We start from the raw sequence: 23,055 nt of genomic DNA on the forward strand, positions 1-23,055 counted from the left end.
CGTGGGTCCTGGGGCTCAGGACTCGTCGGCCTCGTCGATGAGGGCCGCCAGGGCGCCGAGCTGCGAGTCGTCGAGACCCGCGAGCGGGAAGTCCACGGAGGACAGCGTGGCCTTGCTGCCCTGGCCTTCGGTGCTCAGCTCGCGCAGCGCCGCGAGGAGCCCCTCGGTGACCTTCCCGAGGGTGGCCTCGGAGATGGCACCGCTGTCGTGGCTCAGGCGGACCTGGAGCTGGCCGCCCGCGACGAAGCTCTCCACCTCGAGCAGGTGGCTGGAGGCACGGCGCTCGGAGACCGCCCGTCCCGTGGCGGTGAAGGGAGCCGCTTCGGCGGGCAGCTCCGTGCCCAGGTGCCGGAAGGACACCTCGGCCTTCGGCTGCGCGCGCAGCTTCTCCGCGAGGTCCGCGTGCTTGCCCTCGCGCAGCAGCCCGTGGCCCAGGCCCTTGCGGGGAAGCTGACGCACGCGCTCCTTGACGCCCTTGAGCGTCTCGGCCGCGTCGCCGGAGGCAGGCACCCCCAACAGCAGCGGCGCCGTCGCGTCGAAGCAGCCCACGGTGCGCGACAGGTCGAGCCCCTCGAGCGCCGCGCGCGCGTCCTGGGTGAAGTCGATGAGCTGCGTCTGCCCACCGGTCCACTTCGACAGCGAGCGAGCCAGCGCGGCCAGCAGCGCCTCCGCGAGGTCGGCGCGGTAGGTGCCCGCCACGCGCTCGCCGAGCACCCGGGTCTCCTCCGGGTTCATCGTCACCACGTGCGTGCGAATCGAGCCGCTCACGCGCTCCGAGGGCAGCTTCGTCACGCTGGCCCAGGGACCGCTCAGCCACGTCGCCTCCTCCTTGCGGAGCGACTCGGCCGACGCCTCTTCCGACAAGCGCTCCGACCACTGCTTGAACGACGTGGTCTTCAGCCGCAGGCCCTCGTTGGCGCCCGACTGCTTGCGGGTGGCCGTACCGAGGTCCTCGACGAGGATGCGCCACGAGGCCGTGTCCGCCGCCAGCTCATGCGCCGCGAGGAGCAGCTTGCTGCCCTGTCCCGCGCCGAGGTGGAGCAGGGTGGCCGCGAACAGGGGACCGGTGCCCGCGTCGAGCGCCGCGCGCAGCTTCTCCTCCGCGGCGTACAGCGCCGGAGGCAGCTCGGAGGCCGGGAGCGCGCGCAGGTCGCTCTCCGTGAACGGCGCCGCGCCGCTCGGAGGAGTGCCCGCCTGCTGCCAGCCCGCGATGCCCTGCGTGAAGCGCAGGCGCAAGGCGTCGTGGTGGGTGAGGATGTCCGTGAGCGCCTTGGACAGCGCCACGGCCTCCACGCCCTCTCGCACGTCGAGGAGCACCGTCCTCGCGTTGCGCGACGGGCCTTGCTCCAGGAGCCGGCGCTGCTGAGGCGCCAGCGGGACGGTGCCCACGACGGGGCCCTGCTCGGCCTGCTTGGACAGGACGCCCGAAATCATCTCCGACAGCTCGGCGATGGTGGAGTACTGGAAGAACTGCTGCGGGCTGAGCTGCAGACCCATCTGCGTGCCCTTGGCGATGATTTGAATCGCCTGGACGGAGTCGCCGCCGAGCTCGAAGAAGTTGTCGTGGATGCCCACCTTGTCGATGCCCAGCACCTGCTGCCACGCGCTGGAGATGCGCGTCTCGATTTCATTGCGCGGGGCCATGTAGGCCACCTTGAGGGTGGGGCGCGGCTTGAGCTCGCCCGAGCTCCTCGTCTCGCCCACCGCCTCCAGGATGCGCTCGCGCACCACGTCGTCGGTGTGGTCGATGGTGGCCTGGAGGTCTCGCACGGAGACCACCACCTGGGGCGTGACTTGCGTGCCCAGGATGCGCTGGAGCGCCGCCACGCCCTCGGCGGAGTGGATCTCCTGCCGCTCGTCGGTGGGCACCGCCCGGGCCAGCGCGGCCTCCTTCGCCGCGGCGGCCAGCGCGCGCAGCTCCGCGGCCGGGTCATTCACGCGCTTCTGCGTCAGGCGCTCCACCTCCGCGAGCACCCGGCCCTGCGCGTCCATCATCACCGCGTCGAAGGACAGGGTCTCCTTGTCGTCGCTCTCCTCGCGCAGCTTCGCGTAGCTGTAGACGCGCGCGGGCAGCTCGCCGTGGATGCGCAGCACCTTGTAGCCCAGGGGCAGGTAGTAGCCGTGCTCCGCCAGGAAGCTCTTGGCGATGCCCGACGTGCGGTCGATGAGCGACGGGTGGAAGCGCAGCTTCTCGAAGTCCGGGGCGAACTCCGACTGCATCTCCAGCACCATGAGCAGCTCGCCCTTGCCGGGGTAGATGCTCTGCACGCTCTTCCAGCGAGGCCCCAGCTCCAGCTCGTACTCGGCCTCCAGTGAGCCGGGCTGCGGCAGGTCGCACCGGCGGCGCAGCTCCTCCAGGTCCATGAACTTCGGCGTGCGAGGCCCGAGGATGCGCACGCGTCCCGCGGAGTGGTCCACGCCCTTGGCGGAGCCCTCCGACGGCAGGGTGCGCACCACCCAGCGGTAGCCGTCGCCGTCCTCCTCGACGATGAGCCGCACCTCACGCGTCTCCTTCCCCGGCACGCGCAGCGGCGCGAGGAAGAAGGCGTCGTGGATTTCGATGATGCGTCCCTGCGCGCGCTCGGCGATGGCGGCGCGCACCATCTCGAAGTACGTCACGCCGGGGACGGTGGGGTTGTTGAGGATGCGGTGCTCGTCGGTGACCCACTGCGACTCCGGCGTGCCGAAGACGGTGGCGAACACCATCCGCTTGGGCGTGTCCACCAGGCAGCGCTGGAGGAACGGGTGGCCGATGGGCCGCCCCTGGTCCGCCTGCTGCGCCGGGCGGGCCGCCATGCCCACCTCATCCCAGGCGCCCCAGTTGATGGTGACCGCGTGCGTGCCGGTGCGGGCCTGGTAGGCGCGCACGAAGGCGTCCATGAACGCGTTGGCGGAGGTGTAGTCCACCTGGCCGAAGCGGCCCACGACACACGTGAGCGACGAGCAGGCGACGAGGAAGTCCAGCTTCACGCCCTCCAGCACGGCGCCCAGCACCTGCGTGCCGAGCACCTTGGGCGCCAGGACCTTCGCGGCCACGTCCTTCGTCTTGAGCTGAATCAAACCACCGCCCGCCACACCGGCCGCGTGGATGACGCCGTGGAGGGCCCCGAAGCGGCGCTGCGCCTCGGCGACCACCGCGCGCATGTGCTCCAGATTCGTGACGTCGGCGGCCTGCACGAGCACCTCCGCGCCGCGCGCCTCGAGCTTCTGGACCGCGGCGATCTTCCGGCTCGTGGCGTCGTCCGGGCTGTGCTGTTCCTGCCAGCGCGCCCACTCGGCGCGCGGCGGCAGCTCCGTGCGGTTGAGCAGCACCAGCTTCGCCTTCGCCTCGGAGGCCAGCGCCTCCGCGAACGCCAGGCCCATGCCGCCCAGGCCGCCGGTGATGAGGTACACGCCGCCCTGACGCAGCGACACCGCGTTCGTCGGGCTGTCGTCGAGCCGGACGTCCTCGAAGCCCTGCACCCAGCGGCGGCCGTTGCGGTAGGCGACGGCGACGTCGTTGGACTCCGCGAAGAACTCACCGGCGAGCAGCGACACCAGCCGCTCCCGCTGCGCGCTGCCCGCGGGGGGCAGGACGACGTCCACGCTGCGCATCTGTACGTTCGGGTACTCGCGCGGGATGACGCGCGTGGGGCCCAGCACCGTGGCCTGCTCCGGCGACGTGAGGTCTCCGCCGATGACCTCCTGCATGCCGTTGGTCAGCGAGAACACGCGCGGCGGCTTGTCGAACTTCTGCCCGCCCAGCGACTGCGCCAGGAAGAGCAGGCTGTAGAAGGAGCGCCCGACGATGTCGTCGGAGGCCGTCCCCGGCTCGGTGGTGATGGGGAACAGGTGGGCGATGCGCTCCGGCAGCCGCTTGTCGGCGGCCAGCTCCGCGAGCAGCGCGTCGTAGTCCTCGCGGCGCGTGGGGTTCAGCTCGTAGGTGTTGGCGCTGGTCCGGCGGAACGCCTTCGCCTGGAGCACCTCCACCACGTCACCGCCCAGCGCGCGCAGCTTCTCGGCCAGGCGCGTGCCCAGCCCCGCGCGGTCCGAGAAGACGAGCCACGGCAGGCCCTTCCTCGCGTCCGCCGCGGCGGACAGCAGCGGCGCGGACTCCTTCCACACCGGCAGGTAGAACCAGGAGGCGAGGTCGGAGCGCTTCTCCAGGGAGCCTCGCTGCGCGCGCTTGCCCTGGCTGGGGGCGCGCATGTCCACCCAGTAGCGCTGACGCTCGAACGGGTAGGTGGGCAGGGGCTCGCGGCGGCGCGTCTCCGCGGCGAAGTAGTCGGGCGTGGTGACGCCGAGCAGCCAGAGGTTGCCCAGCGTGCGCAGCAGGAACTCCTGGCCCGGCGTCGCGTCTCCCGGCGCGGGCATGGTGGTCTGCATGGACTGGCCCGGCTGCTTGCGCGGGTGCCAGCGCGCGAGCGACTGGAGCGCCTTGCCGGGGCCGACCTCGAGCAGCACGGCCTCCGGCTCCTTGAGCAGCTCCTCCACGCCGTCGGCGAAGCGCACGGCGCGGCGCAGGTGCTGGGCCCAGTAGTCGGGGTCCGCGGCCTGCGCGGGCGTGAGCCAGGTGCCGGTGAGGTTGGAGATGATCTTCACCGTGGGCGCGGAGCGGCGCACCTTCGCCACGGCGTCGCGGAACGGCGCGAGGATGGGCTCCATCATCGCGGAGTGGAACGCGTGCGAGGTCCGCAGCCGGCGGCACAGCACGTCCTTGGCGGCGAGCTGCTTCTCCAGCGCGGCGATGTCCGCCTCGGCGCCGGACACCACGCACGAGGCGGTGGAGTTGGCCGCGGCGAGCTCCAGGCCCTGACCCAGCAGCGGCAGGAGGTCGCGCTCCGCGAGCTGCACGGAGAGCATGGCGCCCGTGGGAAGGCTCTGCATGAGCCGGCCGCGCAGGGCGATGAGGTCCAGCGCGTCATCCAGCGAGAACACGCCGGCCAGGCACGCGGCCACGTACTCGCCCACGCTGTGGCCAATCAGGGACTCCGGCTGGAGGCCCCAGGACATGAGCAGCTTCGCCGTCGCGTACTCGACGGCGAAGAGCGCGGGCTGGGTGAGGGCCGTCTGCTCCAGCTTCTTCGCGGCCTGCGCGTCGTCGGGGCTCGCGTCGAGGAGCAGCGGACGGAGGTCCAGGTCATGGCGCTTCTTGAGCGCGCCCAGGCACGTGTCCAGCTCCTGGCGGAACACGGCCTCGGCCTTGTAGAGGGCGGACGCCATGCCGGGGTGCTGCGAGCCCTGGCCCGGGAACATGAACACGATGGGCCGGTTCACCGGCTCCTGGACGCGGGTGATGACGCGGTCCGGGGACAGCGTGGCGAGCGCGCTGGCCGCGTCCCGCGTGTCGCGGCACACCAGGTAGCGGCGGTGGTCGAACACCTTGCGGCCGGAGTGGAGCGTGTAGGCCACGTCCGCCAGGTCGAGCGTGGGGTTCTTCTGGAGGTGCTCGGCCAGCTGCGAGGTCATCACCTCGAGCGCCGCGTCGGAGCGGGCCGACAGCACCAGGAGCTGCAGGTCTCTCGACTGCGTGGTGGCCTGGCGCTCCGGAGCCTCCTCGAGCACGACGTGGGCGTTGGTGCCGCCCAGGCCGAAGGAGCTCACGCCCGCGCGCCGGGGGGCGGGCGCGTTCCAGTCGCTCAGCCGGGCGTTGACGTAGAAGGGGCTGCTGGCGAAGTCGATTTCGGGGTTGGGCTTCTCGAAGTGGAGGCTGGGCGGCAGCTGCTTGTGCTCCAGCGAGAGCACCGTCTTGATGAGTCCGGCGACTCCGGCGGCCGTGTCCAGGTGGCCGAGGTTGCCCTTCACCGCGCCGACGGCGCAGAAGCCCTTCTTGTCGGTGTCCCGACGGAAGGCCTGGGTGAGCGCGCGGATCTCGATCGGGTCGCCCATGGGGGTGCCCGTGCCGTGCGCCTCGAGGTAGGAGATGGAGTCCGCGCTGACGCCGGCGACGGCCTGGGCCAGGGAGATGACCTCCGCCTGTCCGTCCACGCTGGGCGCGGTGTAGCCGACCTTGTCGGAGCCGTCGTTGTTGAGCGCGCCGCCGCGAATCACAGCGTGGATGCGGTCCCCATCCGCGATGGCATCCGCCAGGCGCTTGAGCACCACCACGCCCGCGCCGCTGCCACCCACGGTGCCCTGGGCCTTGGCGTCGAAGGGACGGCAGTGGCCATCCGGCGAGCCGATGCCGCGCTCGTTGTAGAGGAAGCCCGTCTTCTGCGGCACGGTGATGGTGACGCCGCCGGCCAGGGCCATGTCGCACTGGTGGCTGAGCAGGCTCTGGCAGGCGTGAATCACCGCCACGAGCGACGTGGAGCACGCCGTCTGGACCGTCACCGCCGGGCCCTTGAGGTTCAGCTTGTAGGCGACGCGCGTGGCCAGGTGGTCGTTCTTGTTGTGGATGACGGCCTGGAACGCGCTCACCGTCCCCGTCAGGTGGCCCGCGGAGGAGAGGTTGTTGAGCAGGTAGCCGTTGGCGCCCGCGCCCGCGTACACGCCGATGGGCCCCTCGTAGCGCGAGGGGTCGTAACCGGACCGCTCCAGCGCCTCCCATGCGGCTTCCATGAAGATGCGCTGCTGCGGGTCGGTGATCTCCGCCTCGCGCGGGGAGAAGTCGAAGAAGCGCGCGTCGAAGAGCTCGATGCCCTCCAGGACGCCGCGGGCCTTGACGTACTTCGGGTCTCGAAGCTCCGCGGGGTCGATGACGGCCCGGTCAAGCTCCTCGTCCGAGAAGAACTTGATGGACTCGACGCCTCCGCGGAGGTTCTGCCAGAACTCCTCGAGGGTGGTGGCCCCCGGGAACCGGCACGCCATGCCAATGATTGCAATCCCCTCGAGCTGCGTGGACTCCTGCTCAACGCTCATCGCTTCACCCGTCCTGCCTTGATGGCCTGTGCCTGTTGCTGCATCGCCTGGCGCTGCTTGCGCGCGCGCTCGTCCTGGACTTCCCGCGAACGTGCGCCCGCTTCCGGCTGCTGTGTCTGCTGGAGGTACTTCGAGAGCGACGCGACGGTGGGGTGCTGGAAGAGCTCCACCATGGAGAGCCTCCGTCCGAACGCCGCCGAGAGCTTCTCGTGGACCTGGACCATGAGGAGCGAGTGCCCCCCGAGGTCGAAGAAGTTGCTGTGCAGTCCGACGCGGTCGACCTTGAGGGCCTCGCGCCAGATGTCCGCGATGGTCGACTCCACGGCCGTGCCGGGAGCGATGTACGGCGCCGCGTCCGCGAGGACGGCCTTGGGGTCCGGCAGCGCCGCGCGGTCCAGCTTGCCGTTGCGCGTGAGCGGCATCCGGTCCAGCGGCACGAGCGCCGAGGGGACCATGTACTCGGGCAGCATCTCGCGCAGGAAGCCCCGCAGCTGGGTGGCCAGCTCGCGCCCCGCGCCCTCCGAGCCCGCGGGCAGTCCGCGCCGAGGCACGAAGTAACCGGCCAGGTGCGCGTCGCCCGCCGCCGTCTCGCGCACCACCACCACCGTCTCGCCGACCTCGGGGTGGACGCGCATGAGCGACTCGATTTCGCCCAGCTCGATGCGGAAGCCGCGCAGCTTCACCTGGTGGTCGGCGCGGCCCAGGAAGTCGACGCGGCCGTCCTCGCGGAAGCGGCCCAGGTCGCCCGTGCGGTAGAGCCGCGCACCGGGAGCCACGCCGAAGGGGTCCGGCACGAAGCGCTCCGCCGTCAGCTCCGGTGCGCTCGCGTAGCCCCGGCCCACACCCGCGCCGCCGATGAAGAGCTCTCCCACCGCGCCCACCGGCACGGGCCGCTGGTTCCGGTCGAGCAGGTGCACGCGCATGTTGCCCAGCGGCCCGCCGATGGTCGGCTCCAGCGACTCGTGGGCCGCGCAGGCCGTCGCATCCACCGTGCACTCGGTGGGGCCGTAGACGTTGACGAAGCGCGTGCGCTCGCGCCGCGCCAGCTCCGTCCAGGTGCGCGGGTCGATGGCCTCGCCGCCCACCAGCACCAGCGAGGGCGAGCTCTCCGGGTCGCTGCCCAGGCCCTTCGCCACCAGGGGCACGAGCAGGGAGGGCGTGCAGTCCAGCACGTCCAGGCGGTGCGTGCGGACGTACTCACACAGCCGTCCGGCGTCGGGGCGCACCTCCTCCGGGATGATGTGGAGCGTGTGGCCGTGCAGCAGCTGAATCCACTGCTTCACCGAGGCGTCGAAGACGAGCGGCGCGTTGACGCTCACGCGCAGGCCGGGGCCTCGATTGCCGTAGACCGCCTCCTGGAGCGCCGCGGCCAGGTTCACCACGGAGCGGTGCTGAATCATCACGCCCTTGGGGCGCCCCGTGGAGCCGGAGGTGAAGAGGACGTAGGCCAGGTGGTCCGGACCCACGAGCGGCTCGGGCGCCGTGTCCTGTTCGCGCGCGATGTCCCCGGCGTCGGCATCCAGCCGGATGAGCCGGGTGAGTCCCTCCGGCAGGAGCGCGCCGAGCGGGGTGCTCGTCACCAGGAAGGGCGCGTCGGACTGCGTGAGGATGGAGGCGAGGCGCTCGCGCGGGTACATCGCGTCCATGGGCACGTAGGCGGCGCCGGCCTTGAGGATGCCGAAGAGGCCCACCATCGCGTCCACGGAGCGCTCCAGCAGCAGCCCCACGCGCGTCTCCGGACCCACGCCGATGCGGCGCAGGTGCCGGGCGAGCTGGTTGGCCCGCGCGCTCAGCTCCGCGAAGGTGAGCCGCTGGTCCTCGAAGACCACCGCCACCGCGCCGGGCGTCCGCTGGGTCTGCTCGTCCAGCAGCTCGTGGATGCAGCGGGCGGGGGGACGTGCGCGCTCCGTGTGGTTGAAGCCCGCGAGCTGCCGCAGCTCGCGCTCGCCCATGAGGGGCAGCGTGTCCAGCGTCTCGTCGGAGGCGGAGGCCGCGGAGCCCAGGAGGGTCTCCAGCCGCTCCAGGAGCCGGGTGGCCTCCGAGTCCGTGTACGCGCTCGCATCGTGTTGGAGCTGGAGCTCCAGGCTCGCCCCGCGCTGGAGGGCGGCGAGCTTCAGCTCGAAGCGCTCCGTGCGGGACTCCAGCCGGTGGACCCGGACGGTGAGGCCGCCCTCGGAAATCTCAGCGGGCCAGGCGAGGTGCTCGAAGGCGAAGGGGAAGTGACGGGGCTTGCCGTCCTGCCCCTGCATCGACCGCGAGGCGTCGAAGTACTCCTGCCACTCGACGCCCTCCTGCATCGCGCGGGCGACGCTGCGCGCGAAGTCGACGAAGCGCGAGCGCTCCGGGTATTCGGCCGCGAGGGGAACGAAGCGCTCGAAGTGGCCCGCCGCATCCGCGAGCCCCTCGTACGTCCGGCCCTCGTAGCGCACCGCCACGGTCCACTCGGAGCGGCCGGAGAGGCGGCCCAGCAGCGTCTGCCAGGCGGCGAGGAGGAAGGCCGGCACCGGCACGTCGAGGCGGCCCGCGGCGGCCTCCACGGCGCTCCGCGTGGACGCGGAGAGGGTGACGTGTACGTGCCGGGGCTGGAAGGGCTGCGCGCCCGGCGCGGACCGGCGCGTGGGCAGCGCGGCCGCGAGCGGGGCGGAGAGGTCCCGGTCCTGCCAGTGGCGTCGTCCCGCGGCGGTGTCCTCGGACTCGAGGACCTCGTTGAAGACCTCGGAGACGTCCGCGTACTGCACGTCGGCCGAGGACACCGGGCCGCCGTTGGCGCGAGCGGCGTGGACCTGGGCCAGCTCCCGGGCCACGAGTCCCAGCGTGCTCGCGTCCGCGTTGAGCGCGGGGAGGTCCATCACGAGCAGGTGCTGGTGGGGCGTGACGGTGGCGAGGTGGAGCGCCGAGGCCCGCTCGAACGCGGTGAGGTCCGCCTCCGTGGCGGAGAAGAGCGCGTCGAGCTTCGCGGCGCGCTCCGCCTCGGAGAGCCCGCTCCAGTCGTGTCGCGTGAGCAGGGACGCGGGGACATTCCCCGGTGCCTGGATGGCGGTGCTCGTGCCGGTGAGCGGGTGGTACGTGGTCCGCAGGATTTCGTGGCGGCCCAGGAGCTCGCGCACGGTGTGCTCGAGGCTCGCCGCGTCGACGGTGCCCTCGAGCTCGAGGACGCAGCGGGCCCGATAGGCCCAGGCGGGTCCCTCTCTCAGGAGAGACCACAGCCGTAGTTGTTGCGGCGAGAGCCGGAAGCCGGAAGGCGAGGTCACGGACAACTCCTTGGGGGTGTGGAAGGAGGAAGCGCGGTGTCGCGTGGCTAGGAGGCGTCCGGGCCAGGCGTCACACCGGGCATGGCGTCCCACTCGAGGAGCGCGGCCATCCCCGCGAGAATCAGCCGGGGACCCACGAATGAGGAGCGCGCATGCGCGGCCAGCGTGTTCTCGACGAGGAGCGCGTCGCCTCGCTCCCAGGGGAAGCTCACCTGCTCCGCCTCGTACGCGGCGCGCAGCGTCTCCACCACCTCCGGCTCGATGGGCGAGCCGTCGCCGTAGTACGTGTTGTTCGGCAGGTTCTCCTCGCCGAACTCCGCGAGCAGCGCCGCGCCGACCTCACGCGGCAGCGTCGAGACATGGAAGAACGTGGCGTGGTTGAACCACGTGGCCTCGCCCGTCACGGGGTGCCGCGCGGCCGCGCGACGCACCTGGCGCGTGCGCAGCCGGTTGCCCTCGCGCCACTCGAACTCGATGCCGTGGCTCCGGCAGTACGCCTCGACGGTGGCGGGGTCGTCCGTCTGGAAGGCCGTCTGCCACGTGAGGCCGAAGTTGCTCCCGAAGTTGCGGACGTACGTGTAGCCCTTCTCCAGGAACCGGGCCCGAATCGCCGCGGGGATGCGCGCGAAGACGCGGCGCGTGTCGGCCAGCGGCGTCTCGCCTCCGGACTGCGACGGCGTCACGCAGCAGAAGTAGAGGTGCCGGGGGAAGGCCAGGTTGTAGGACTGCTCGCTGTGCGGGAAGATCCGCTCGCTCGGCGGATGGTCCGTGGACGTGTAGATGTTCCCGCTGACCTGGGAGCGCGGCGAGGAGCGCTCCTCGTAGGGCAGCGCCGACTCGGAGATGCCCTGGATGAGGCGGTTCATCGCCTCCGGGGAGTGGATGCCGAACCCCCGGAACAGGATGGCGCCATGTCGATGCAGCTGTGCCTCGATGACGGGACGGTGGGCGCGCGCCCACTCGGCCAGGTCGATGCCCGGCAGCGTGGGCCGGGCGAGGCGGGGCAGGCTGACGCCAGGAGACAGCTCCTCGAAGCTCACCCACGGCTCGGAAGACGTGTCGACTTGCCGCCTCTTGCCGAGGGGCAGCTCCTTCTTCTTGGACGTGCTGGTCATGTCAGTTCTCGGACTTTCGGCGGGTGTTGCGGAACTTCTCCGAGCGGACCGCCTTCAGCGCTTCCGCCTGGGCCGCCTGCCGCCGCCGCTCCTGCTCGGAGATGACGCCGCGAAGCTCCGCGAGGGTGACGTGGGGCTGCTCGGCCACCGCTGACAGCACGGCCCCGTAGGCGTCCGCCAGGCGCGACATGGTGACGGCGTCGAACAGGGCGGTGCTGTAGCGCAGCACGCCGCCGAGCCCTCCCGCGCTCTCGGAGAGGAGGACGGACAGGTCGAAGGGCGAGCCCCCGTCGTCGACCTCCAGGATGCGCAGGGAGAGCCCGGGGAGCACGAGCTTGGGCAGCGGCGCGTTCTCCAGGACGAACATCACCTGGAACAGCGGGTTGTAGCGGGGGTCTCTCGGAGGCCGCAGCGTCTCCACCAGCTTGTCGAAGGGCAGGTGCGGATGCGCGTAGGCGCCCAGCGCCAGCTCCCGCACGCGCCCCAGGAGCTGCTGGAACGTGGGGTTGCCGGAGAGGTCCGCGCGCAGCACGAGCTGGTTCACGAAGAGCCCGATGAGCCCCTGCGCCTTCGCGTGCTCGCGGTTGGCCACGTCCGTGCCGACGACGACGTCCTCGCGGCCCGTGCGCTCGTGGAGCGTCACGAGGAAGCCCGCGAGCAGCGTCATGTAGAGCGTGGCGCCCTCCGCCTGCCCCAGTGCCTTGAGCGACGAGGTGAGCGTGGGCGAGAACTCCAGGTGATGCCGCGCGCCCAGGAAGCTCTGGCTCGCGGGCCGAGGCCGGTCCGTGGGCAGCTCCAGCAGCGCGGGCGCGCCGGTGAGCTGGGACTTCCACCACGCGGCCTCGGACTCCAGGCCACCGGACTCCAGCCAGCGGCGCTGCCACACGGCGTAGTCCGCGTACTGGAGCGGCATGGCGGGAAGGGGGGACGGCTTGCCCTCGACGAAGGCGGCGTAGAGCGCGCCCAGCTCGCGGACGAGCACCCCCATGGACCACCCGTCCGAGACGATGTGGTGGATGTTGAGCAGCAGGTGGTGCCGCTCCGCGCTCATCCGCAGCAGCCGCACGCGCACGAGCGGCCCGGTGGTCAGGTCGAACATGCGCCGGGCCTCCTCGGCGGTGAGGCGGGCGACCGCCGCCGCGTGCTCCGCCTCGGGCATCCCCGACAGGTCGATGACCGCGTCCGCCGAGGCGAAGGGGTCGGCCGTGGCCGGGGAGTCCGTGGGCGCAATCACCTGCACCCGCCGGCCGTCGACCCAGGGATAGCGGGCCCGGAGCGCCTCGTGGCGCGCCAGGATGGTGGAGAGGCTGCGTCCGAGCGCCCCGAGGTCCAGGCGCCCTTCCAGCAGCACCGACACGGGGATGTTGTAGGCGGAGTTCCCCGAGGAGAGCTGGTCCAGGAAGAGCAGCCGCTCCTGCGCGAAGGAGAGCGGGACGTGGGCGCCGCGCGCCACGGGCTCCAGGGGCGGCAGCGTGGAGGTGGGCGCGTCGAGCTCCTCCAGCACCTTCTGGGTGAGCTGCCGCAGGCCCGCGCCATCGAGCAGGACGGCGACGGGCAGGCTCACGCCCAGCCCGTCCTCCAGCGCGCTCTTGAGCTCGATGGAGTGCATCGAGTCCAGGCCGAACGCGGCGAGAGGCCGGTCCGCGTCCAGCGAGGAGGGCGCGACATCGAGCGCGCGGGAGACCAGGTGGCGCAGGTGCTCGGCGAGCAGCCGGGGACGCTCCTCGCGCGGGGCGGCGAGCAGCACCTCGCGACTCAGGACGGGAAGCTCGGCGGCGGGCTCCGAGGCCGCGACGTGCTCCGAGGCGTCGCTCCGGGTGATGACCTCCAGCTCCCCCCCCAGGTACATGGCGCGGCACGCGCGGCGCTGAATCTTCCCGCTGGACGTCTTGGGGATGCTGCCGGGCGCGATGAGGGCGACGCCGTGCAGGTGCACCTCGTGCTTCTGCGCGAGCACCTGCCGCAGCGCATCGACCAGGGCGTCGGGCTCCGGCAGCTTGCCGGGGTCCACCTCGTGGACGAGCACCAGGCGCTCCTCGCCGCCCGTGTCCACGGAGAACGCCGCGCAGCAGCCGGGGCGAAGGGCGGGGTGGAGTCCCTCGAGGCTCCGCTCGAGGTCCTGCGGATACAGGTTGCGGCCTCGGAGGATGATGAGGTCCTTGATGCGGCCGGTGACGAACAGCTCACCGTCTCGCAGGAACCCCAGGTCTCCGGTGCGCAGCCAGGCGCCCGCGCCGGTGTCGCCCCGGCGGGCCCGGAAGGTGTGCTCGCTCAGCTCCGGCTGTCGCCAGTAGCCCTGCGCGACGCTCTGGCCGCTGACCCAGATTTCCCCCACGCGGCCCGGCGGCACGGGCACGCCGGAGTCGGGGTCGGCGATGAGCAACTCCTGGTCCAGCACGCTCACGCCGCAGCCCACGTGCGGCTGCGCCTCGTCGCTCGGCGGCGCTTCGGCGGAGACCTCCACGGCGTCGCCCTTGAGCAGCGCGGCCTGCTCGAACGTCCGCACCACGGGCAGCGCGGACTTGCGGCCGCCGGAGGAGATCAACGTCCCTTCGGCCAGGCCGTAGCAGGGGTAGAACGCCTCCTTGCGGAAGCCGCTCGGCGCGAACAGCTCCGCGAAGCGGGTGAGGGTGTCGGCGCGCACGGGCTCCGCGCCGTTGAAGGCCACGTCCCAGCAGCTCAGGTCCAGGGCCGCGCGCTGCTCGGGCGTCGTCTTGCGCAGGCAGAGGTCGAAGGCGAAATTGGGCCCGCCGCTCGTGGTGCCTCGGTGCCGGGAGATGGCCTGCAGCCAGCGCAGCGGCTTGCGCAGGAAGTCCAACGGCGACATGAGCACGACGGGGAAGCCGCCCGCGAGCGGCTGGAGCACCCCGCCGATGAGGCCCATGTCGTGGTAGGGCGGCAGCCAGATGACGCCCTTGCTGTCCGCCGAGTGCTCGAAGCAGCGGTGGATGGCCGCCGAGTTGTGGAGCAGGTTGCGGTGCGACAGCATCACCCCGCGCGGCGTCCCCGTGGAGCCGGACGTGTACTGGATGAAGGCCGGTGACTCCGGCGACAGCGAGGGCGCCTTCCACGCCGAGGCCGCGCGGTCATCCAGTGTGTCCGTGGCCACCCACGCGAGCGCGGCCAGCCGGGGTGACTGCTCACCCAGCGCGCCGGACATGCCTTGGATGAACTCCGTCGTCAGCGCGAAGCGTGCGTCCGCATCCGCGATGAGCGCCTCCAGCCGGGGCAGGGTCCGCGACAGCCGCATCGGGTCCGGTGGATAGGCGGGCACGGCGATGGCGCCCGCATAGAGACACCCGACGAAGGCGGAGACGTAGTCGAGCCCCGGCGGATAGAGCAGCAGGACGCGCTCGCCCTGCGCGCCCTGGCTCTGGAGGAAGCCCGCGATGGTGCGCGCCCGCTGGTCCAGCTCCGCGTAGGTGAAGTGGAGCTCTTCCTCCTCCCCATCCACGAGGAAGGTATAGGCGCGCAGGTCCGGGTGCTCCGCGGCGCGGCGGAGCGCCAGCTCGGTCATGCTCGAAGATGAGAACAGCGGATTGGAGTCGCTCATGCTCGCTTGTGTCTCTGTGGAGGAGCCACGCGGCCCAGAGGGGTTGCGCCCGGGATGAGCCCCGGTGCGCAGCTCCTGCCCTGTGCGGCGGAGGTCAGTGAGGTAGCGGGGCCTTCCAGAAGGCGCGCCCAGGGGGAGTCACGCGGCAGGCACCTGGCTTCACCGCGACGGCGGTGGAGCGCGTTGTCGGTCGAGAAGATGGGCGTGACATGCGTGTCTCTCTGCGCCTCGGAGGAAACTCCGAGCCCCCGTGCCCCGCGCCTCCGGGGCCGCGCGGGTGCTCCTGTGTTGTGAGGTGTTCCTGCGCCCCGGTCTTGAAGTCGCCGGGCTCTCTTCACTCTCCAGGAAGAGCCACCTAAGCGAGCTTCACTCGTTACGAAATATAATCCTTTTTTGGTTAATTCACCACTAATGCCCGTTTTACGGGACGAACTGAGTGGGCGTCTATTGCATCCCCAGTGAAGTCCTCGTGTCAGAGCGGTTACGACCTGAAAAACGCGAATAAATTGGATATCCTAGATATTTGAAAATCTGGTTTATTGGGGTCGCAAAATATCTGGGCCCTAAGGGCTCACGTGGAAGTGACCCACCTGTTTGCTGGAGCAAGGAAATGAGAAGAGCCCTTCCCATTGGTTTCGCACTCGTGTGTCTGGCCAGCGTGGCCCATGCGCAGCAGCTCTCGGAGGCGGCGGAGAGTGAGGCCATCACTCGGACGGCGCTGAACTACGCGGAGGGTTGGTACGAGGGGGATGGCGCGAAGATGGCGAGCTCGCTCCACCCGGAATTGGCCAAGCGCATCGTGCAGAAGGACGCGGAGGGCCGGGCGGAGCTGGGGCAGATGAGCGCGCTGGCGCTGCGTGACGCCACGGCGGCGGGCTCCGGGACGGGCACGCCTCCGGAGCGGCGGTTCAAGGACGTGCGGATTCTCGAGGCGTCCGCGAACACGGCTCACGTCCGGGTCGAGATGAGCGACTGGATTGATTACATGCAGATGGCCCGGTGGAACGGGCAGTGGAAGATTCTCAATGTGCTCTGGGAGCTGAAGCCCAAGCAGGCGCCGGCGGTGGTGGACGAAGCGGCCCTCAAGCGGACCGTCCTGGACTACGTCGACGGCCTGTTCTCCGGGGACACGTGGCACATGGAGCGCGCGCTGCACCCGGACCTGGTCCGCCGCACCGTGACGGTGCTGGCCAGCGGTCGCAGCAAGCTGCGCTCGCAATCCGCGATGACGCTGTGGCTGCTCTCACGGGAGGGCGGCTGTGGCGAGGCGGGGCACGGGCGTCGGCCGCGCCGCGAGGTCGTCCTCCTGGACGCGTTCGAGAACATCGCGTTCCTGAAGGTCCAGACGGCGGACACCGTGGAGTACCTCCACGTGGCCCGCTGGAGTGGCCAGTGGAAGGTCGTGAGTGTGCTGTGGGAGCCCCGGGCGGAGTAGCTCAGCGGTGATTCGGCGAGGGCGCGCGGGACGGCTGGGCAGCCAGCGTCTCCTGGACCCAGGTGCGCCAGCGCGCGAGGTCCTCGCCGAAGTCCTTCCCCGACAAGGTCCGCAGGACATCGAGCGCGGGCTTTCGCTCGATGACCTGCTTCGCGGTGGCCATCTCCAGGAGCACCTGTCCGGCCTCCTGGAGGATGTCGCCCCGCCGAGAGGTGTCCTTGGCGACGAGGACCGCGAGCAGGCCCGCGGCCTTGTTCCGGTCGCTGATGAGCGGGCCCTGGAGGCCGCGCAGCACCTTCTCGAGCGGGACGAGCGGGGTGTCCGCCTTCTCCTGCAGCTTCCAGAGGACACGCATCGCGGCGTTGCGAGGTGCCTCGTTCGGGTCGTTCATCAGGGGCACGAGCGCGCGGGCGACCTCGTCCCGTGAAGGGCCGTAGGCGAGCAGGTACGCGGCCTTCTCTCGCTTCGTCGCGTCCGCGTCGGTGTGGGCCATCCGGACGAGCGTCTCGAAGTGTCCGGGCACGCCGGACAGCAGGGGCGCCTCGAGCGGCATCAGCTCCGGATGTCCTGGGCCATAGAAGCAGTGGAAGGCACGGCAGGGCTCCGTGTCCTCCGTCGAGATGACCCCCGAGTTCACGAGCCGCCACATCCGCGTGAGGTAGGTGCTCCACGCGGTGAGCAGGCCCTCGGGCTCGGGGACGGAGCCAGTGGGCGCGGGGGCGTACTCGAGGCGCCACTCGTCGCCCAGGTCGACCACGTCCACCGTGACTCTCATCGTCATGCCCTGGGCGTAGGCGGTGACGGAGTTGCGAATCAGCGCGAAGCCGTGGCGCGCCTGGAGCTGCTCCTTGCCCTTCGCCAGCGCCTGGATGAAGGCGTCGCCATCCTTCTCCATGTCCAGCAGGGTCCCCGAGGGAGGCAGCGCCGCGAGATAGGGGGCGAGCAGCTCCTCGCGGGTGTACTTGCGCGTGCCGAAGAGCTCGATGCCCTCGAACCGGTAGACCATCGCGGGCTTGGAGGGCTTCTCGGAGGGAGGCGACTCCGGGCGTGTCTCGGCCCGCTGATTCGCACAACCCCCGAGGAGCACCAGGGACACCAGATAGCTCAGCCGTCTCATCTTCATCTCCAGGGGCAGGGGCTCCCGAGTGCGTCAGGCGGGACGCGTCTTCGCCTCCAGGTCGTCGAACTGGCGCAGCAGGTCCTTCACGGAGTCTTCGCCCAACACCACGCCACTCTCGTGCGAGAGGCCGTGGTGGGCCATCGAGAGCTGGTTGGGCCAGAGGTAGGCCGTTCCCACATAGGCCTGCGAGTCATCCGCGATGAGGGCGTTGAAGTGCGGGTAGGGCTTCCAGTCGTCGACCTTCTCCAGCTTCAGGTGGGGGAGGTCCTTCATCGCCGCTTTCAACATGCTCTCGGACTGCGGGTCGATCTCCCGGTACTGGATGAGGACCTGGACGCCCGCCTTCGCCTGGTCGATGAACTTCTGGGCGGTGTCGACGTCCTTCAGCTCGCTGCCCAGGAAGCGCAGGCTGCGGGTGGCTCCGGTGATGAGGCCGTCCATGGCTCGCGCCACCATGGGGATTTTCGTCATCGGGTCGTTGGCCACCACGCCATGCTTCGCGAGGCCCGCGACGAGTGACTCCAGCTTCTCCTTGTCCGCGGAGGTGAACTCCCCGGTCTTGAAGGTGAGGCTCAGGTAGTCGCGGTAGAGGCCGGCGGCCTCGGGAGGGAGCTCGGTGGTGATGTCCGACTTGGTCGTCGTCTTGGGGACCACCGCGGCCGTCGTGAGCACCACGCGCTCGCCCACACAGGCGCCCTTGGAGTGGTTGATGCGAGGCTTCGCCGTGCTGCGCGGAAAGACGATGTCGATGCCCGCGTCCTGGAGACGGGTCGTCAGGTCCTTGTTCATCTCGCGGTTGTTCCACATCCGCTCGTCGGCGATGACTTGCATGGGCGCGTCTGGATTGCGAGTCCGGTAGGCGACGAGCGAGTCCAGGACGGCCTGGGCGTGATTGTTGCCTTCCTCCGTCGCGCCTTTGCCCCCGATGCCGAGGTCGACGTTGAAGAGTGTCACGGGCCCCGTGGCCTTCGGGTCGTCCAGCAGCTTCTTGATGTGCTGGAGCGACGCGGTGCCTCGGTCCACCTGGGCGCGGACCGTCGTGGGCAGGGTGCCGATGAGCGGGTCGGAGATGGGGCGGGAGCCCTCCGTCGCGTGCGTGGCCGCGGTGGCCCGCGCCTTCGCCTCGGCGAAGTTGAACGCATCCAGCGCGACCACTCCTCCGAAGTCAGGAGCGGGGACCAGGACGTAGCGCCCCGCGACGGCGGAGGGCTGGATGGCGCTGGTGCCGGTGTGGCCGTCCTTGTCCATGCCGGACGCCTGGATGCCGCCGTTCGCGGTGGCTTCGAGCGTGTAGACCCCCTCCATCTCCCGTCCGCTCAGCCGGGCCTCGACCTTGCCGAGGGACTCCAGGGGGACGTACTTCGTCTGCGCGGGCTCCTGGGGGGTGAGGAGGAAGGAGTCGTAGCGCATGACGCCGAGCGAGTAGGTGTGCCGGTCGCTCGGAGTGCGGTCGCCCGTGTTGAAGGTGAACAGGACCTTGTCGGCGGCGCTCATGGGGACGAGGACCTCCTTGTCCTTGGAGAGGTTCACCGCGGGGGCCGCGCTGAGCGGGCGGTTGCGGATGGGATAGCCGCGCGCGGGCTGCTGCGTGCGCAGGGGCACGGGCTCCGCGCTGTCCGCGAGCTTGTGAAGGACCAGGACCTCCGTCGGCTTTCCGGTCTCGGAGTCCTTCGTCTGGCGGGTCCCGATGAGGCGGTACTTCTCGAGGACGCCTTTGTCGTCTGGGAACTCCACGACGCGGCCTTTCAAGACCTCGACCATGGGCATGTAGCGCGGTTGCACTCCGGCTTCCTGGAGCTGGGCGTGGGGCTCGCCGTCCTTCATGACGATGCCGGCGACGTCCCACTTCTTGCCTTCATGCTCGACGGGGGAGGGGGGCGTGGCGCGAGTGGTCCGAGAGGCCGCGAAGGTCCCCACGAGTGGGTCCTCGGGCCGCTCGCGGGTGGGCTTGGGGGCGCCGGGGTTCTTGGACAAGGGGCCGGGGCGAAGCTCGGTGCCGGGCGCCTTCGCGGGCTTCGTGCCCTCGAAGGTGGAGGCCACCTCCTTCTTCGCGGGCTTCGGCGTCTCCGCCTCAGGAGGCTTGGCCGCTTCCGTGGGGGCGGGGGGCGCTTCGGCCTTGCGGAGGTCCGGCAGGCCGACCTTGCCGGCTCCAGCACCACCCGTGGGATTGATAGAGCTCATGGCACACCCCTGTCAGTTGGGACCACTGCGTACACGGGTACCTGGCGGGATGAAAGCCACTGGGGTTGGACCCGTCAATTCACCAGGGAGAGGACACGGCGGACCACCGCACTGGCGCAAAGTTTCACGGGCGGGCCCATGTTTCTCCGCTCAGTCCACCTTGCGGCGGCAGCCAGACCTGTCGGTGATGGCCGTGGGGCACTTGACCCGACGGAAGCTCACGCTCGGGTTGTCCGCGTTCAGGAACCAGTCGAAGCGCCAGTTGCAGCCTGCTCGCAGCTGTGACGGCAACTGGGAGCACTCGGCCTTGCTCCTGACGCCGCCGTACTGGTCACCCCAGCCGGTGCTGGGGGCGCCCCATTGGCTCTGGCAGCCGTTGAAGAGGCCCACGCCACCGCCAGGAATGAGCAGTTCGAAGACGTTCGCGCCGATATCCGGCCCCTGGCCAATCAATTGGACCACGTGCGTCTTGCCCTTCACGGCCGAGCTGGTGAACTGCAAGGCATAACAGGCGCAGCTCGTGTCGGACTCTGGCCTCCCGGGGAGGTTCGCCCTGGCGAAGCCATAGGACATGTTTGCATTCACGGCCCACGGCTGATTGTTGTTGCAGGCATAGCTGCTGCCGCCCGCGCAGCCGCTTTGCATGGTCGCACTGACGGCTGTGACGCCATCCTTGGCGCACGCCTTGACCGGAGTGCTGACGTCGGCCTTCCCCGGCCACGCGCCGCTGGGCTTGCAGCAGTCCCAGGCGCGCACCGTCTGCCCCGAGGCAGGCTCGGACAGATACTTCAAGGCCGTCTGCGCTGAAGCCTCCGTGGCGGGAAGGAGCAAGAGGCCGAACGCAGCCATCGCGGTCGCGAGTTGTCGACGCGTGACTTCAGTGTGAGTGATTGACATTCTTCCGACGAGAACATGGGGGTGTACGAGCGTCAAGGCGCGGGGGTGGGCGGCCCCGCACAGCTTCTCGACGCGTTGGCATGGCGGGGCGCGGCGACCCTTAGTGCCTGGCGGATGCCTTCGTCAGCCGACTTCGACCCTGGACGATGACGGCGAGCGCGGCGATGGGAAGCCCCAGGGTGGCCATGATGGCGAGTTCGGTGGGCCCTGCGAAGTGCCAGCGGGTCCCGAAGGTCCTGAGTTGACTGGCCATGAGGTACAGCGAGCCCGCGCCCACCATGGAGATGACGGCGGCCGCCACGGTGCCCATCCACCAGTACCACCGTCTCCAGGTGAGGACGAGCAGGGGTGCACAGGCCAAGGTGGTCAGCGCGAACCCGAGCGGTGGCACTGCCACCAACTCGAGCAGCGTCATGCTGTCGAACCTGGCGTGGCGCGTCGAGAACGAGACTTTCGCCAGGAGGAGGAGGAGCCCCCATCCCATGAACCCGCACAGCGCCTGCCTCATCAACAGCCGGGCAATGACAGTCATGGGTGTGTTCCTCGGTTCAGAAAGAGTGACGCGCCCTCGCTGCCCGGGCGGGGCTGCCGCACGATGCTTTGATGGAACCATGATGGAACCGTGAGGCACAAGGCCGACCACCCCTGTCATGGATGACGCCGCTCGGGTTCAGGTCGTGCCCGTCTTCCCGGTGGCAGGTGAGATTCGTCATGTGGACTGGAGCGCTCCTTGGCTTGTTGATGGCGTCCACCGTCTCCGCTGAGGAGATGCCGCTGCCCTCCGTGGACCTCGGGATTCGCGAAGTGGATGCGCGGGAGATATCCGTCATCAGCCGTCGAACGGAGGAGGACTGGTGGGCCCTGGTGGTCCTGAGGGCCGACTTCGAGAAGAGACGGGATGGAGTCCCTCGGGACGAAGAGCGCACCTTCCCCTTTCGCATCTATCGGAGCGCCGATGCTGGCATTTCGTGGCGTGAAGATGCGGCGGTGACGGAGGCAGTTGTCGAGGCCGTCGAGCCTCACTCTCACTCGGTGCGCTCCTGGCACGGTGGCACCGTTGATTTCCTTGTCTGGTACACGCCGGAGGTGGGCCTCATGGCGGGGGTCTTCGACGCGGGAGTGTTGCGAACCATCGATGGGGGGCGCACCTGGAGCCGCATTGCGCTGGCACGAGGGGATGCGTTCCGGGTCTATGAACTGGAGCGGGCGGGTGGACGCACATGGATGTGTGGCTCCACGGATTCCATCTACCGCAGCGATGATACCGGCGCGACCTGGAGAGAGTTGCCGGGAACCCCCTTCAATAGCGACGACCGTTGCGTGGGTCTCTCCTTTCTGGATGCGAAGAGGGGATGGGCCGCGGGAATGAAAGGTTCTCTGTGGGCAACGGAGGATGGTGGGGCCACCTGGAGCCGCATGCCGACGGCCTGGCCTCCGACGCCGGATCCGTTCTGGCCCCAGCGGCCCACGGACTTGGAAGACGTGGCCCTGTTCACCCCGAAAGTGGCGTGGGTCCAGAGTTCGGCCGGTCGATTCCAGACGACCGATGGAGGGAAGACGTGGCACCCGCGCATGCCCGCTACCGAAGACAGTGAAGAGGTCCTCCGGGTCACACCACGAGCCAGTGGGCAATCCTGGGTCACGGTGGGCACCACGGAAGAGTCTCCCATGCCCTCGCTCAGCGATCAGGACGCGGTGATGGGTGCCGACACGGTCGTGACGATCCACGGAGACCTCCTTCACACGTTCGTCGCGGGCCGCCGTGTGAGGGTCACCCCTCTGACGACCCCGGGTTCTGGTGTCCTCACCCCGCTCGATGGGGTGCTCACTCTTGAGCGGGAGAGGTGGGTCGGCTGGACGGGGGCGAAGGTCTTGCTCTCGCATGACCAAGGACTGAGCTGGTTCACGGTGGGGCTCGTTCCCGAGGCGCCTCTTCGCACCTTGGTGTTCGCGAAGGACGGCAGGCTCTTCGCACAGGCTCAGTCGGAGAATCTGTTTGTCTCATGGAACCTTGGCCGCACCTGGAACCGAAGCACCACCTGGCTGGATGCCCATGACTTCGCCGTGGCGACCGGTGTTCCTCCCGAGCGCCTCGAAACGCCGCTCCAGTGTCTGCTCATCGCACCTGAGGCCGAGGTGACGGTGCGGTTCGACATCTCCGATTGTTGGCCTCGCTCGAAGAACCATCTGGCGCTGAACCTCGCGAATGACCACGCGACCCTCTCGGGCCGGTACGAGGCTCATCAGAATCCCCTGGAGGTCCATTCCCGGAAGCTGACCCGTGAGGCGGCACGGCGAATCCTCCGTGGTCTCGTGAGCGCAGCGACGCAGCAGGAGACTCAGCTCCGCTGCGAATCCATCATGAAGTACACGACCCTCATCGAATGGTCCTGTTCGCCAGATGGAACGGACCGCCGCACCCTGGAGTTCATCGCCTCTGGCTGTGGCGTGCTGACCCCGGCCGACATCATGGGTGGAGGCACGATGAGTGGCGGAGCGGAGCCAACGGACTACGCGCGCGCCCTTGGTGTGTACGACCTGGCGGTCCGTGCATTGGAGGGCACGGTTCGATAAGTCATGACGGAACCATGGCTCTCCATGGCTGTGGCCCCGTGTTACTGGATGCCATGGCTTCGACGGCCTCCTGGGGCAGGAGCGGTTCA

Annotated in this window: 10 protein-coding genes; 2 read left to right on the forward strand and 8 right to left on the reverse strand. The window is 69.9% G+C overall.

Translation table 11 applies throughout. The features are described from left to right. Window positions 1-15 precede the first annotated feature (15 nt). From MYSTI_RS10130 to MYSTI_RS10145, 4 genes are read right to left on the reverse strand one after another with little or no spacing between them, the layout of a single operon-like run. Window positions 16-6,840 (reverse strand): type I polyketide synthase, encoded by a 6,825-nt coding sequence (locus tag MYSTI_RS10130; protein ID WP_015347652.1) that lies wholly within the window; start codon window positions 6,838-6,840, stop codon window positions 16-18. After that, window positions 6,837-10,091, reverse strand: a complete 3,255-nt coding sequence (locus MYSTI_RS10135) for a non-ribosomal peptide synthetase (RefSeq protein ID WP_015347653.1) — start codon at window positions 10,089-10,091, stop codon at window positions 6,837-6,839. The genes MYSTI_RS10130 and MYSTI_RS10135 overlap by 4 nt, the downstream gene beginning before the upstream one ends. 47 nt (window positions 10,092-10,138) lie before the next feature. Then, window positions 10,139-11,206: a TauD/TfdA family dioxygenase gene (locus MYSTI_RS10140; RefSeq protein ID WP_015347654.1), complete on the reverse strand. Its 1,068-nt coding sequence runs from the start codon at window positions 11,204-11,206 to the stop codon at window positions 10,139-10,141. 1 nt (window position 11,207) lies between these two features. Beyond that, entirely contained in the window at window positions 11,208-14,759 is a 3,552-nt protein-coding gene (locus tag MYSTI_RS10145) for a condensation domain-containing protein (protein WP_015347655.1), read from the reverse strand. Between the two features lie 610 nt (window positions 14,760-15,369). Here MYSTI_RS10145 and MYSTI_RS10150 point away from each other — a divergent pair. Next, complete coding sequence (locus MYSTI_RS10150) at window positions 15,370-16,194, forward strand: nuclear transport factor 2 family protein (protein WP_015347656.1); 825 nt, start codon at window positions 15,370-15,372, stop codon at window positions 16,192-16,194. A 1-nt stretch (window position 16,195) separates the two neighbouring features. Here MYSTI_RS10150 and MYSTI_RS10155 read toward each other — a convergent pair whose 3' ends face one another. The 4 genes from MYSTI_RS10155 to MYSTI_RS10170 all read right to left on the reverse strand — a co-directional run bounded on the left by MYSTI_RS10155 (window position 16,196) and on the right by MYSTI_RS10170 (window position 20,924). Then, entirely contained in the window at window positions 16,196-17,311 is a 1,116-nt protein-coding gene (locus tag MYSTI_RS10155) for a hypothetical protein (RefSeq protein ID WP_015347657.1), read from the reverse strand. Between the two features lie 33 nt (window positions 17,312-17,344). Next, window positions 17,345-19,495, reverse strand: a complete 2,151-nt coding sequence (locus tag MYSTI_RS10160; protein ID WP_015347658.1) for a phospholipase D-like domain-containing protein — start codon at window positions 19,493-19,495, stop codon at window positions 17,345-17,347. Window positions 19,496-19,645: 150 nt separating this feature from the next. Beyond that, entirely contained in the window at window positions 19,646-20,344 is a 699-nt protein-coding gene (locus tag MYSTI_RS10165) for an endoglucanase (RefSeq protein ID WP_015347659.1), read from the reverse strand. 148 nt (window positions 20,345-20,492) lie between these two features. Beyond that, a complete protein-coding gene (locus tag MYSTI_RS10170) occupies window positions 20,493-20,924 on the reverse strand; it encodes a hypothetical protein (protein ID WP_015347660.1) in 432 nt (143 codons plus the stop codon). A gap of 203 nt (window positions 20,925-21,127) precedes the next feature. Between MYSTI_RS10170 and MYSTI_RS10175 the strand changes: the two genes are divergently transcribed. After that, window positions 21,128-22,966, forward strand: coding sequence for a beta propeller repeat protein (locus MYSTI_RS10175; protein ID WP_144370041.1), 1,839 nt, complete (start codon window positions 21,128-21,130; stop codon window positions 22,964-22,966). Window positions 22,967-23,055: the final 89 nt, after the last annotated feature.

The organism is Myxococcus stipitatus DSM 14675, assembly GCF_000331735.1.
GTDB classification, from domain to species: Bacteria; Myxococcota; Myxococcia; order Myxococcales; family Myxococcaceae; genus Myxococcus; species Myxococcus stipitatus.

Excerpts from the sequence above, each read along its gene's own strand:
- MYSTI_RS10140 (WP_015347654.1), bottom strand. The coding sequence starts at position 11,206 with ATGACCAGCACGTCCAAGAAGAAGGAGCTGCCCCTCGGCAAGAGGCGG.
- MYSTI_RS10150 (WP_015347656.1), top strand. The coding sequence starts at position 15,370 with ATGAGAAGAGCCCTTCCCATTGGTTTCGCACTCGTGTGTCTGGCCAGC.
- MYSTI_RS10145 (WP_015347655.1), bottom strand. The coding sequence starts at position 14,759 with ATGAGCGACTCCAATCCGCTGTTCTCATCTTCGAGCATGACCGAGCTG.
- MYSTI_RS10170 (WP_015347660.1), bottom strand. The coding sequence starts at position 20,924 with ATGACTGTCATTGCCCGGCTGTTGATGAGGCAGGCGCTGTGCGGGTTC.
- MYSTI_RS10155 (WP_015347657.1), bottom strand. The coding sequence starts at position 17,311 with ATGAGACGGCTGAGCTATCTGGTGTCCCTGGTGCTCCTCGGGGGTTGT.
- MYSTI_RS10160 (WP_015347658.1), bottom strand. The coding sequence starts at position 19,495 with ATGAGCTCTATCAATCCCACGGGTGGTGCTGGAGCCGGCAAGGTCGGC.
- MYSTI_RS10165 (WP_015347659.1), bottom strand. The coding sequence starts at position 20,344 with ATGGCTGCGTTCGGCCTCTTGCTCCTTCCCGCCACGGAGGCTTCAGCG.
- MYSTI_RS10130 (WP_015347652.1), bottom strand. The coding sequence starts at position 6,840 with ATGAGCGTTGAGCAGGAGTCCACGCAGCTCGAGGGGATTGCAATCATT.